Consider the following 12,784-nt stretch of genomic DNA (forward strand, 5'->3'; position numbering starts at 1 on the left):
GCTGCATCGGCTCAAACTAGATTTGCGACACTGCACAGAAAGATCGGTCATTCGCGCGACTTCCGGCAAATCTAGGCCCAAGAACTCTCAGGAGGCGGGACAAAGGGCGAGTTCGCAGTCTGTCCGCGTAGCGTGGCAATGACCAGATCACAGGCCTGTTTGACGATTGAAAGCATTGGTTCTGTGGGGTCATTGCTCAGAGAGATGTCGCACTGGTGAACTAAAAGTTGTTCCATCAAACAGTCTCGGTGATCTTCAGAAGACCTGGAGGCGCGTCCGGGTTTTCGCCCATTTCTGTGGAAAGCTGCTCCACAAAACGATAGAAGCATATTGCTTGGAGGATGGGATCGATCAGCGCATTCCCCGATTTCGGCATTGGAAGACTGTTCTGTGCCGCATCAGGATGCGCAAGATAGGTTTGGGCACCATTTTCTTGAAGGCGATCATAGGCGGAATTTATCGCCTCGGCGGATTTCCCAATCGAACCAAAAACCAAAGCACCTAATTTTTTGTCTGCAATGACTACCGGGCCATGCAAAAGCTCGGCTGCTGAATATGCCTCAGCGTGAAGCCGACATGTTTCCTTGAGCTTGAGGGCAGCTTCGGCTGCCACAGCCATATTGAGGCCTCTACCGATGCAAAACACCGAATTGCAACGTGCCAATCGCATATTCGCGCGTGACCAATCGCATGCGAGCGCATCATTGGCCAATTCCGGCAATGTACGCATGGCATCAATCAGATTCTTGTCGTCTACATAGCCAGCCACGATGCCCAATGAAGCCATGAGCATCCCAACATAAGATTTTGTGGCAGCGACGGCTTTTTCGGGTCCAGCCAAGATGGGCAGAACATGGTCAGCGCCATTGCCAACAGCGCTGTTTACCTCGTTCAGTACGGCAATTGTTTTTGCACCACCTTGTTTTGCCGTTCTTTGCAGAAGTGCTAGATCAGGGCTTCCACCGGATTGTGAAAATGTCAGGCAAGCAAACCCGTTCAGGCGTAGTGTGGCTTCATAGATCGACGCGACAGATGGACCTACGGATGCAACGGGCAAACCAATCTGTGTTTCGACAAGGTATTTGAAGAATGTGGCCGCGTGGTCAGACGTACCGCGTGCGCAAGTGACGATACCACGCGTGCCGTCTCTCTCCAGAATGCACCCTGCCTCGAGATAAGTTTCGAGAGATTGCAATTGCCGTTCGATCATTGCAGGAATTTCGGCAATTTCAGCCGCCATCATCGTGCCCGCAGTCATTGGTTATGAACTCCTGTGATCATAGCGATGATCTCGTTCTTGTCCGTTTCAGCGGTTTTTCTGACGCCGATCTGTTCGCCCCGGCGCAAAACGCAGATACGATCTGACAGACGAAACACTTGGTCGAGGCTGTGACTGATGATCAGAATTGCAAGGTTTCGCTCCTTTAGGGAGGCAACCAATTCTTCGACCTTTGCAGTCTCAGCCACGCCAAGAGCTGCCGTGGGTTCGTCAAGAAGGATCAATTTGCTGGCCCAATGGGTCGCACGCGCAATTGCGATACCCTGCCGTTGTCCGCCGCTGAGGTCGCGAATTGTCGAGCTTGCTGAGGGAATACGTACATCCAGTTGGTCAACAAGGCTTTGGGTCTCGGAGCGCATTCTTGTTTTGTCGAGCAAGCCAAACGGCTTTCGCGTCAATTCGCGGCCCAGAAACATGTTCATATAGACCGGTTGCTCATCAGCAAGCGCCAGGTCCTGATAAACCACTTCAATTCCGTGACTGCGTGCTGCACTTGCATCCGAAAAACTCACCGAAGCGCCATCCAGGGCGATATCTCCGCTAGTGGGCCGATGCACGCCGGAGACGATCTTGATGAGGGTTGACTTGCCCGCACCGTTGTCCCCGACGAGGGCTACGATCTCGCCGGGAAACAGGTCGAGCGAAAAGTTCTGTATGGCGGTCACGCCGCCAAAGGACTTCTGAATGTCTTTGAGTGAAAGGGTAGGGTTCATCAAGCAAAGGCTCCTGGCCAATTCACTGGGTCGCCAAACCCGTTTTCAATTGTAGTGACTTCAGGGTTTCCGCTCTCGACACCACGAATGCCTGCAACCATCGCGCGCGTGACAAAAGCTTGACCCCGAAAGCCGAACACTACGGTATCGCCGGAGGCTGGGATCGATCCGTCATCTGCATCAATCATGGCGTAGTAATCGATGGCCGAGTAATCTGGGATTTCTACATTGCGCAGGGCAGATGGTGTTGCAGTCGGGCTGCTGCTGACCAACGCGCGAACTTGGTATTTTGGAAATACCGGGTCGATATACAGTCCGCCGCCAAAACAATAAGCTTTACCACCATGCTGGTGTGAGACCTCGGAAAGATACAGAACGGCCGGATCTTCAGGCAGGTCTTCGACTGCATGCAGCGGTGTCGTGCCATGAAGTCCGTTGCCGGGTTCAACCTGAGTGGCTCCAGCGTTTGCAAGCGCTGCCAAAACGGCAGAAGAGGTTGTGCCTGGCGCATTGATTTGGATGTCTGAGCGTCGCGCTAGCGCAAGAGCTTCTGCGGCCTTGTTCAGTGTCGTCAGATTGGGCGTAGGTTTGACCTTACGTGTTTCCTGATCGAATAAGAGGGCGGGGAATGTCGTGATCCCGGCAAACCGTCCGCCCTGCAAACCGTCGAGGTGGTCGGCAACTTGAACAATATCTCCTGCCTCAAATCCACCTTCGTGACCTCGGTAAAACGTATCGCCCTCTGTCTGGATACGTGCCATGAGCGCCTGCTCACGGTTCGCTCTGTTGGCGGCAGTAGCCGCCTCATGCGCTTTCGCATCTGAGAACACTGTCCAGAAATCCGGTTTCAGATGGCTTGCGGCAAAATCTGCTTCTTGCTGAGGGACCTGTACAAGATGGCCCAGATGCCCGGTTTTGAGACCCGCGCGGTCGCATGCTACGGCACATGGCATGTCAACGGCCACCGATCGATTGATCCCGCCACGCATGACAGCTTGGCAAAACCCTGAATGTCGCCCAACTTGCTTTGTCATGGCAAATGTGGTCAGGCCCAGTTTGGATGCAGCTTCGGAAAAAATGCGCGCATTGCGCTCTACTGCATCCAGATCAAGGACATATGCGTTTGCAGGGATTTTACCCTGCTGGTGCAGTGACATCGCAGCTTCGATGAATTGTGGATTGCGGCGGATGAGAAGATCAAGAAACATGGGGTTCCTCCAAAAGCTAGCGGCGAATTTCGCGAAGTGAGATTGCGACGGCGAGCAAGATAATCAGTCCGCGCACAATCATCTGGTCGGAAACCTGAAGCCCCATCAGGATCAGCCCGTTATTGAGCATCCCCATCATCAACGAGCCCAGAAGCGCGCCTATGATGGACCCTTTGCCCCCGTTCAAAGCTGTTCCACCAACGATGACGGCGGCGATGACAGTCATGAGGTCGCTTTCGCCCATGGTGTATTTCGCAGCTTGAATTCGCCCTGCGTAAAGCAGGCCAGCCAGACCAGCAGTCGCTCCACACAGCGTCAACACCATCAAGCGCACACGCGGTACTTTGATGCCGGACACTTGCGCGGCGCGTGCGCTGTCGCCGACGGCCAGAACATGGGCACCAAAGCGGGTATTTCGATAGATGATATGACCAACGATGACGGCTACGATTGTCCAGATCACAAGGGAAGGCACGCCAAATAGGCGTCCAGAGCCGAAGATACCGGTGAACGTCTCGTTGATTACTGGGATTGAACGCAGATCGGTCATGGATCGCGCTATCCCTGCGAATAGACCCATGGTGGCCAATGTCACCAGGAAAGAAGGCAACCTTAGATAGGCCACCAGAAGGCCGTTGAATGCTCCAATCAATATGCCTGCGCCGAGTCCAGCGGCCACACCGAGGATCATCGGTCCACTTTGCATAGCAACTGCCGCAGAAAGAGCTGACACAGCTACAATGGAACCGAAACTCAGATCGATCTCTCCGGCAGAGAGTGCAAACACCAAACCAATTGCCATGATCGTGGCCGGAGCGGTTTGCAGGACGATGTTTGTAAGGTTCCGACTGGTGAGAAACCCGTCATCATGCAATGTGAAAGCGAAGAACAGGAAGATCGCAAGGAAGCCGAAATAGATAACGCTTCTTTGCAAATCCATGTTTCGCAGTTTTGTTAGAGCCTGTTCCATGCGTGCCTCAGATATTTCAAGTCTTGGGCGGGCCGCCCGAAGGCGACCCGCCAGGGAGGTTCTTAGTTGGACGACAGGCTGGCTGGTGCGTCGATGTTCAGCGACTTCTTCCATCCTTCGACAACGGTGTCCGCAGTGACCGCCAGCGCGGGTGCAACGATGAATGGCGGTACATCTTCGCCCAACAGGTCAAGCACTGCGCTTGCTGCCATTGCGCGACCCAATTCATAGGCTTCATCCGCAACGATGGCCGCAACGTTCCCACCCCGAACCATGTCCAGTGCAATCGGCTCGGAAAGATCAAGCGTTACGATCTTTGTGCTGCTGTTTCCATTAGCACGCAGTGCCGCGAGTACGCCTTCTGCGGGGCCAGCCCACGTAACGTAGACGCCACCTAGATCAGGGTTCTTAAGCAGCATTGCGTTGGCAATCTCTTCGGCACGTGCTGGATCAGAGATACCTTGCTCGGCCACAATCGAGATGTTAGGATAGTCGCTCTCAATTGTCGTCTTGAACGCCTTGTCCCGCTGATTGGTCACATAGTAAGCTGCATCGTGATAAATCCAGCCGACTGTGCCCTCATTCCCCATTGCTGCTGCCAGAGCGTCAGCCGCTTGTTTGCCCATCTGGAATAGATCATCAGTTACGATCGCAGCATAGTCGTCAGGATGCTGATAGTCGGCAGGGAGATTCGACAAGAAAGACAGGGCGACGCCCGCCTCCTTGGCTTCTTCGAAAGCAGCCGCCGAGGTCACCGGGTCCAAAGGAAGGGACAAGATGATGTTTGGTGACTTAGCCATGGCCGTTTCGATGTCGCTGCGCTGTTTGGCGGCATCAAAGCCCGCACTTGTAACAGCAACAACTTCGATGCCCAGTCGTGCGAACTCGTCGCTGGCTCCTGCGGTGACAGCGTTTACAAAGTCTGATTGGTCATGCCAGAGCAGGGCTGCTGAATATCCCGCCGCCTGAACGGCTGCGACCTGGTCGTCGCTTACGACAACGGACGACGAAGGCGTAGCGCTTTCGCCCCCTGGTCCGATTGTCTCGGCGCTCAAGCTGGTGGACAGTGCAATAAGCGCTGACGCCGCCAATGTGGATGTAAGGTAAGTCATTCGTTCCTCCTCAGGTTGGACTTTTTTGTATGGAATGGTTTGCGTTGAACCCTGCGAAAAACAGCGCAAAGGCCCGTACCGCCGCGAGATATTCTTCAACTTCGATGCGTTCTTCGAATGTATGAGCGACTGCGATGTCTCCGGGGGCGCAATAGACCGTCGGGCATCCGATCTGTTCCGTGAGGAACGGCATTTCAGACCAATAAGGTGCCCCACCAACACGGCCCGCCTCTGGACGGGTTTGCTGAATGCAGTCTTGCAGCAGGTTCACGGCGGCAAGATCTGAATCGTTTTCCACCGGCGAGCCGCCTTTCGGATGATCCCGTCCAGCGGGGTACTGTATCTTTATCTTGATGCCGTCTGGCAAGTCGCTGAGGTTCAAAGCGTTTTCGAAAGCGGCGACGGCATCATCGAGCGCTTCGCCGGGGCGCAGCTTGCGTATCAAGGATAGCTTGCACTCTCCCGGCACAGCAATGAACCCGCCCCCGCTGATATCAGTCACCAAAATGGAGGAAGTGCCAACAAGATCGTGGATCGGACCGGAATTGAGTTGAGCTTCGTGTTCCCAGATGCTCGAAAACAGATTGTGGGTTGCCTTTAAAGCATCGACGCCAAGCTCTGGAGTGCCAAAATAGGCAGTTTTTCCGGTGACAGTGATGTCAGCAATAAAGAAACCGATCTGGGCCGTGTAGATATCGAGGCTGGTGGGTTCGACATAGATTGCGAAGTCCGGGCGAGGGATCGTTCCCACTTTGATGCGGCGCACTAAATCCTTTGCTCCTGCGCTGACCCCGCTACCTGGCTCGCCGCTCTCTTCGTCGCCAATAAATGCGAATGTCAGCCCACAGGATGGTTGAACACCGATCTGTTGTAACAGTCGGTATCCCGCAATCGCGGCACAAATCCCACCCTTCAGATCGCTGGCGCCGCGTGACCAGATGTGACCTTCGATTTCGATCCCGCCGAATGGGTCTCTCCTCGGATCATCCCTCCAGTGTTCTGTCCACCCGCGCACGTGAACCGTGTCCGTGTGCCCCAAAAGCATGAGGTTAGGCGCTTGATTTGATAGAACACCCCAGACGTTTTCGCGCTTGCCCTCGAAAGTCCCCATTTCAGTTTTGAGCCCGAGGTTTGACAGCTGCCCTTCCAGGAACGTTGCGAACTGCGTCTCGTTTCCAGTAACACTTTCAACCGCCAAGGCGTCACGAAGCAATGCGACGTCGGACTGCGCGTCTTGAACAGAAAGCAGCTTCTCTAGGAGAGTATTCCCACTCATGACACGCCAGCCTTGAAGGTCTCGAATGCCGGTGGCGGGACACGGATTTCAGCACCCTTTTGTCCTTCTGCGAAGAGAGACATATGCAAATGGGAAAGAGCGATGGATGCCCCACCCGCCAGCGCCGCATGCGTACCCAGCTTAGAGGGCTGAAGCGAAACGGTTCGGGGGAAGCACTGTTCCAGAAACCGGCTGACACGATGCATCAACTCTTCCCTGGCTCCGATTGAGCCACCCATGACAATCAAAGAAGGGTCGAGAATTGCAATGATAGAAGCTGACGCCCGCGCAATTTGCATAGCGACGTTGTCCAACGTTGTCTCAGCATGCGTGTCGCCTGCATTTGCGGCGTCAAAAATTGCTGGCACGCTTAGAGTCTTGCCAGAAAGGTCGTAGTACTGACCAACAATTGCCTCGGTTGCACTGACACGTTCCAGCGCGCCAGTTTTCAGGCTCTCTGCCTCGAACGGGTCTGCTCCAAATGGCAAAAACCCGATCTCCCCAGCGGCACCGGATACGCCGCGCATGAGCTTGCCTTCAACAACGATGCCGGCGCCGATACCCGTCCCGACAGAAACATAAACCAGATCGTCGGCATCGGTCCGGTTATCCATCCAATGTTCACCCAAAGCGGCAAGGTTCACGTCATTCTCGACAAGAACTTCGACACCCAGCCGATCATTAAGTTCATTGGCCAAATCAATCTGATCTATGCCAGAAATGTTGGGGGCCATATGGATCGCTCCGGTGGAGGCGTCGGGAACGCCAGGAACACCGACAACAACAAATTTCAATTCACCGTATTCTGAACCTGCCGCGGTTGTGCGCACCATCCGGCTGACTTGCTCGACGACATTTATGCCACCGCTTTGCTCCGTTGGCTCTGTCCTTTCGGCCAGAACGCACCCGGTTAGATCGCATCGCGCGACCCGGACTTTGGTGCCTCCCAGATCGACACTGGCGACAGTCGCAGCGTCCGGCGCGATTTCGTAAACGACTGCTCGGCGGCCGACATGGCCCTCTGTTTGACCGACAGTTCGCACCCACCCGTCTGCTTCAAGATTGCCTACGATCTCTGAAATAGTCTGCTTCGAAAGGCCTGTGAGCTTTGCAACGCTTGCTCTCGAGATTGGACCATAGGTTGCAATCGCTTGAACAACGGCACTCTGTGACATTCGGCGGGAGATTTTCGATTGAGCGGGCATAGCATCCGTTTAATTCGTTCCATTACCGAACTAATAGTAATTCCAGAGTTTAGTCAACATTGAATTGGCCATCCAATTTACATGCAGGATTGATTGGGAGTGCCCTATATTGACCGTTGCGATAGGTGGCTTTTTCCACGCCTTGTTTGTCCGACACCGATGCGAAAAAAGAGACAGTTTGGCTTAGACGTATACTGGCGACTGCGAATGACCGGTCTAACGACATGTGCCGCATGGCTGAACTCGTTCTGCCACGATAGCAAGATAATGCTGCGCCAGCGAAGCTGGAAAAATGAAGGTCGGAAAAGTCCGCTCAGCCGACCTTGGCCACCTTGAACCACACAAAATTGCCTTACCGAAAGCGTCAGATGGCCGGTATGAGCCCGGCTCGTACCTTGGATTTCTTCGCTGCGCGCGCTCGCAGCACGAGAATCGCTGCATGTGCTTGGTTCATGACGCCGCGCGCCGACAGAGATAGCCGCCATTCGTTCGCCACGCAGCGAGCACTGTCAGGGCAACTCACAGGTCGCGGACGAAGCCGTCTTTTGCAATTACTACTATCGAAGATGCAGCATTTGTTCATGTGCGCGGCATTCGTATCGCTGCATAGAGGGTTTCGTCAGGTCGGTCATTCGCGACGGTATTATTGGCCCCGTCCAAAACGAAACCTTCGCTGTAAACAGATTTGATGAGCAAGGCCTGGGATTTTCCCGTCATTTTGCCAATGTCAGTAATGCAAGTTTAGGGTCCAACCAGAACATCACCAACTTCCCGCGTCACAAACACTCTGGAAACACAGCGACTGATCAGCGAAGATGCCGGAAGTGGAGCTGGTGACGTCAAAAGTGCCATTTCGAGATCCAGTTTGACGGAGGCCTTTGCGGACACGATGACCAAGAACAACCCGAACAGAGCTGCACAGATCCTTGGGCACGCACAGGAACTTTTTCTATTGGGCGGATATGAAGAGACCTCCATTGCGGATATTGTCTCTGCTGCTGGAGTGACCAAAGGGGCGTTTTATCATCATTTCTCTTCCAAAGCCGAGGTGCTGGAAACGCTCCTCGATCAACTGGTGTCGCATCTTGAAGCCCGCCTTGGTGGCACTCTTGATGCATCTGAAGAGACGCCGCTGGACAGGTATCTGGCGTTTCTGAGCATCCTGAGATCCGAGTTTGAATTCCCCAGTCAAGACGGAAGCTCAACCATCGGGCGCGGCATTTACCTTGATGAGAATGACACCATCCGCAACAAGCTATTTCAACGGATCAAGGACGTAACACTGCCCGTCTTGACCGAAATATTGCGCGAAGGAGTTACAGGCCTTCCGCGACCCGGGGAAGAGGCGCGGGCCATTTCTGAACTGGTCATTCAGATTGCATTTGCGCATCAGGCTGCTTTGAAACGGTTACGATATGCCGCAAACCCAGAGGAAACCGATCAATTGGTCAATCAAGTTGCGCAGCTCCTCAAACAACAAGGTATCGCTATTGATCGTTTGATTGGCGTGCCGGATGGCACGTCGATCATTCGGAGCGATGAAGCCATCGAAAAGTTGCCTATGTTGGGTTTTCAGGTAACATAACTGGGTTCGTCGATCCGGTTTCAGACAAAAAGGGACACGCCAACAAGTGCGATTCCCGCAGTCGCAACTTTCCAGGACAGCGTCCTGTATAGAACCGTGCCAGCCGCATAAAGAGGCAGAAAGGGAAGCCTGCCTGAGACATATAAAACGGCCCCCCATTTGCTTAACTGATCAAACCCTTGGACTTCCTGCAGCACGAAGATGAGTGCGAGAAAGATGGGGAACGTTTCGAGGAAGTTGCTGTGGGCGCGCTTTAGCCGTCCGGCCAGCCCGGTTGGTCTTAGATCTTCGTCGCGCGCACCGATCGTATAGGCGTGCCCCACCTGTGCCTTAAAGGCAAACGAGGCCGCGGCCAGATGCACGACACCCAACAAACAGGCGATCAGAAGGAGCATAAGTTCAATTTGCATTTGTGGTTCACCCGTATTTCGTATCTCAGATTGTCAACTTGACAGAAGACATACCGAAGGTATGTATGGAGTCAACAGGATCACCCGCCAACACGCACAGGCATCACGCTCTGGTGACTGAACTGCAGAGAGAGGAGCCTTAGATCAATGACAGGGCATGAAGTTGCGACGTTTGCAGTGTTTGCGGCTCTTCTGGTCACCTCGCCGGGGCCAAATGGTCTGTTGATCCTGAGCACGGTTCCGAAATCCGGCCTGCGCGCGGGGTTCGCAAACATCGCGGGTTTTGCTGCAGCATTTGCGATGCATGGCACATTGTCTATTCTCGGGCTTTCGCTGTTGTTGATGAAATCGGCGATGATTTTCACGACGATTAAGTATCTCGGCGCGCTCTATTTATGTTGGATTGGGGTGAAGTCACTGCGCGCTGCGACCGCGAAAACAGACACACCACCCCAGATCAAAGCAAGCCGTGGGGGACATACGATGTGGCATAACTTTGTGGCGGGGTTTTTGACCAACGCGCTGAACCCCAAAGTGTCGTTATTCTATCTGGCCGCCTTTCCGCAATTCATCCCTGCGGGGGCGGCGTCAACACAATCGGCCTATCTGCTGGTCGCGTTACATATTCTGATCGCAACACTCTGGTTCAGTATGTTGGTCCTGCTCAGCGCAAAACTCAGCCAGATAACTGTTGGTCGGTCCGTGCGCAGATGGATGCAAGGGATCACCGGCATCGCGTTTATTGGTTTCGGTTTGAAGCTGATGTCCTTTCGGTCGCAAACATAAACGTCACGATCCATGCCAAAGGAAGCCCCGTGCTAAATCCCTACAAAATGCGACAGCTCATAAAGCGCGATCATCAGCAAGACTTTGAAACCTCTCACAACCAGATGACCGATGCAATTGAGGTTGTTCTGTCGGAAACCAGGACGAGTGCAGCATCGATCCGCCATACAATATCCCGTGGAATTGAAAGGGTGCATTACCAGCCGACAGCCCCCTCAAAAACTCGACCTTTGCTGCTGCAACACGGGATGTGGCATTCGGCGGGGTGCTGGAAAATCTGGCAAGAGCACCTGGCAGAACAGGGAATTGAAACACTGGCCTATTCCCTGCCGGGGCATGGCAAATCCGATGAACAGCGCCCGGTCGCGGAATGCTCGCTCGCCTATTATCTGCGGTTTCTGGTGGATGAAATGGCGCGATTTGACCACACTCCTATCCTGGTTGGGCACAGTATGGGAGGCGCCATTATCCAATGGTATCTGCGATACGTCGGAGAGCCACCGGCCGCGGCCTTTATCGCCTCATGGACGGCCCATGACATCATGCGAGACAGCTTTCGAAATGCGATGTTTATCGATCCGCTGGGCACCTTTCTTAGCCCGTTCTTGGGGCCACGGTTTCAGTTCCGCAACGATCGGGTTGTTCAAAAATGGTTTTTGTCAGAGGGGGCCGTGGAGGCCGCGCAAGCATTGCGCGCTGATCTGGGACCTGAATCCGAAATTGTCCTGATGCAGCATCGCCCACCCAAATGGGTACCACCGACGGATTCCAGTTGCCCAAAATTTTGGGTGGCCGCGCAAAGGGATGCCATCATTGTCCCCGAACAATCGCAAATCGCGGCGCGGGCGTATGGTGCAAATTATGTCGAAATTGCCGATGTCGGTCATGACATCATGCTGGACATTAAGGCCCGCGAGGCCGCAGATACGCTGGCAGAATGGGCGCTGCGCTTTAATTAGGAATGGACGTTCATTCCGCGTAAGGAACAACAGTTTCTCAGAAATGGAGCCAATGAAATGACTAAGATTGCCGTTATCCTGACCCAGGGCTTTGCCGATTGGGAATTTGCGTTGATCGGAGGCACGGGTGGGCCGTCATATGATCTGGAGGTCGCCTATTTCACGCCCGTGCCCGGCGAAATTCGCTCGCTTGGCGGGCTCACCGCATTGGTATCGCAGGATCTCGATGACCTGGTGGCGTGGAGCCCCCGTGTGATTGCTGTCATTGGCGGCACCATCTGGGAAACGCCGGACGCGCCGGATTTGGCCGACCTACTGCGGACACAGCATGGGAACGGCGTTGCGGTCGGGGGGATCTGCGCCGGGACTCTGGCACTGGCCCGCACGGGGTTGCTGAATTCTACGGAACATACATCAAATAATCTGGACTTTCTAAAGGACAGCGTTGCGGATTATTCAGGTGCCGCTCTGTATCAGGACGTTGCATCGGCGGTGTCCTCTGGCGGCGTGATCTCGGCCGCCGGAACCGCCCCCGTGACCTTTGCTGCGGCGATTTTCGAAGCCGCGGGCCTGGATCCGAACGAGGTTTCGAAACTGCGCGGGATACTGGCTGCCGAGCACGGATGAAAAGGAGGGCGAATGCGCCCTAAGCGAAACCAGCTGGGTCGCACCATTTACTGATAGCAATCAGGGTTGGCGATTACGGGGATGATTTTTTTTGCTGTGCGAAAAAATCCAAGGAACAAGTCGGGCTCCTTGCCGCCTAATGCTAGCGCAGAGATCCGCGATGCCGCCGCATTCTGAGACCAGCCTTTCGCCAAAATATCAAAACCTTCGGCGAAACGTCTGGGAAGGCACGGGTTTCCCAGACGATCAAGATGACTGAACGCCGTTCGTAATCTGGCAACGGGCATTGGCGAGCCGGCTGAAAGTTACGTAATGGAGCCATTTCGCTGCAGTTAAGCTGGTGACCGCTTTCGATGGTGGAACTCTGATTGAGCCCATAAAAACGAAAAGGCGAGTCGATGGAGATATCGGGATCTCTAGCAAAAAAGCTAGCCCGAACAGATTTAACTGGAAAGGCTACGTTCCTTTGATAACCCCAATTGGACTCGGATGGTTGGATCTAGCCAAGCTCTCAGTGACTCAAGAATGTTCGCTATAGCTGCTCCAAACGCAGTTGTTTGGGGGTTATTCCAAACAGTGATTTGAATTGGGCTATGAAGTGGGACGTGCTTTCATATCCGATCTCAAAGCCTATTTCCGTGATCGATGTATCGG

Annotated in this window: 13 protein-coding genes; 4 read left to right on the forward strand and 9 right to left on the reverse strand. The window is 54.1% G+C overall.

Annotated elements, in window-relative coordinates:
- Nucleotides 1-235: 235 nt before the first annotated feature.
- The 7 genes from D9K61_RS14085 to D9K61_RS14115 all read right to left on the reverse strand — a co-directional run bounded on the left by D9K61_RS14085 (nt 236) and on the right by D9K61_RS14115 (nt 7,763).
- Nucleotides 236-1,258, reverse strand: coding sequence for an SIS domain-containing protein (locus D9K61_RS14085; RefSeq protein ID WP_216825812.1), 1,023 nt, complete (start codon nt 1,256-1,258; stop codon nt 236-238).
- Complete coding sequence (locus D9K61_RS14090) at nt 1,255-1,992, reverse strand: ATP-binding cassette domain-containing protein (protein WP_120633848.1); 738 nt, start codon at nt 1,990-1,992, stop codon at nt 1,255-1,257. The genes D9K61_RS14085 and D9K61_RS14090 overlap by 4 nt, the downstream gene beginning before the upstream one ends.
- Nucleotides 1,992-3,200: an alanine racemase gene (locus D9K61_RS14095; protein WP_120633849.1), complete on the reverse strand. Its 1,209-nt coding sequence runs from the start codon at nt 3,198-3,200 to the stop codon at nt 1,992-1,994. The genes D9K61_RS14090 and D9K61_RS14095 overlap by 1 nt, the downstream gene beginning before the upstream one ends.
- A 16-nt stretch (nt 3,201-3,216) precedes the next feature.
- On the reverse strand, nt 3,217-4,170 hold the full coding sequence (locus D9K61_RS14100; RefSeq protein ID WP_120633850.1) for an ABC transporter permease: 954 nt from the start codon (nt 4,168-4,170) through the stop codon (nt 3,217-3,219).
- Between the two features lie 62 nt (nt 4,171-4,232).
- Entirely contained in the window at nt 4,233-5,282 is a 1,050-nt protein-coding gene (locus D9K61_RS14105) for a substrate-binding domain-containing protein (protein ID WP_120633851.1), read from the reverse strand.
- Nucleotides 5,283-5,292: 10 nt separating this feature from the next.
- Nucleotides 5,293-6,558 carry a M20 family metallopeptidase gene (locus D9K61_RS14110; RefSeq protein WP_120633852.1) on the reverse strand — a complete coding sequence of 422 codons (1,266 nt, stop codon included), beginning with the start codon at nt 6,556-6,558 and terminating at the stop codon, nt 5,293-5,295.
- Complete coding sequence (locus D9K61_RS14115; RefSeq protein ID WP_120633853.1) at nt 6,555-7,763, reverse strand: ROK family transcriptional regulator; 1,209 nt, start codon at nt 7,761-7,763, stop codon at nt 6,555-6,557. Before D9K61_RS14115 ends, D9K61_RS14110 begins: the two co-directional genes overlap by 4 nt.
- Nucleotides 7,764-8,652: 889 nt before the next feature.
- Between D9K61_RS14115 and D9K61_RS14120 the strand changes: the two genes are divergently transcribed.
- Nucleotides 8,653-9,348 carry a TetR/AcrR family transcriptional regulator gene (locus D9K61_RS14120; RefSeq protein WP_120633854.1) on the forward strand — a complete coding sequence of 232 codons (696 nt, stop codon included), beginning with the start codon at nt 8,653-8,655 and terminating at the stop codon, nt 9,346-9,348.
- A gap of 20 nt (nt 9,349-9,368) precedes the next feature.
- On the opposite strand, the gene D9K61_RS14125 is transcribed toward D9K61_RS14120, so the two are convergent.
- Nucleotides 9,369-9,758, reverse strand: a complete 390-nt coding sequence (locus D9K61_RS14125; RefSeq protein ID WP_120633855.1) for an MAPEG family protein — start codon at nt 9,756-9,758, stop codon at nt 9,369-9,371.
- 147 nt (nt 9,759-9,905) lie between these two features.
- On the opposite strand from D9K61_RS14125, the gene D9K61_RS14130 reads away from it, so the two are divergent.
- From D9K61_RS14130 to D9K61_RS14140, 3 genes are all read left to right on the forward strand, one after another.
- Nucleotides 9,906-10,544, forward strand: coding sequence for a LysE family translocator (locus D9K61_RS14130; protein ID WP_120633856.1), 639 nt, complete (start codon nt 9,906-9,908; stop codon nt 10,542-10,544).
- Nucleotides 10,545-10,648: 104 nt separating this feature from the next.
- Nucleotides 10,649-11,503, forward strand: coding sequence for an alpha/beta hydrolase (locus tag D9K61_RS14135; protein ID WP_162946901.1), 855 nt, complete (start codon nt 10,649-10,651; stop codon nt 11,501-11,503).
- Between the two features lie 57 nt (nt 11,504-11,560).
- Nucleotides 11,561-12,130 carry a DJ-1/PfpI family protein gene (locus D9K61_RS14140; protein ID WP_120633858.1) on the forward strand — a complete coding sequence of 190 codons (570 nt, stop codon included), beginning with the start codon at nt 11,561-11,563 and terminating at the stop codon, nt 12,128-12,130.
- A gap of 532 nt (nt 12,131-12,662) precedes the next feature.
- Here the strand turns inward: D9K61_RS14140 and D9K61_RS27900 are convergent.
- Nucleotides 12,663-12,773 carry a helix-turn-helix domain-containing protein gene (locus D9K61_RS27900; protein ID WP_371688478.1) on the reverse strand — a complete coding sequence of 37 codons (111 nt, stop codon included), beginning with the start codon at nt 12,771-12,773 and terminating at the stop codon, nt 12,663-12,665.
- Nucleotides 12,774-12,784: the final 11 nt, after the last annotated feature.

This window comes from Ruegeria sp. EL01 (assembly GCF_900313035.1).
Classification (GTDB): Bacteria; Pseudomonadota; Alphaproteobacteria; order Rhodobacterales; family Rhodobacteraceae; genus Ruegeria.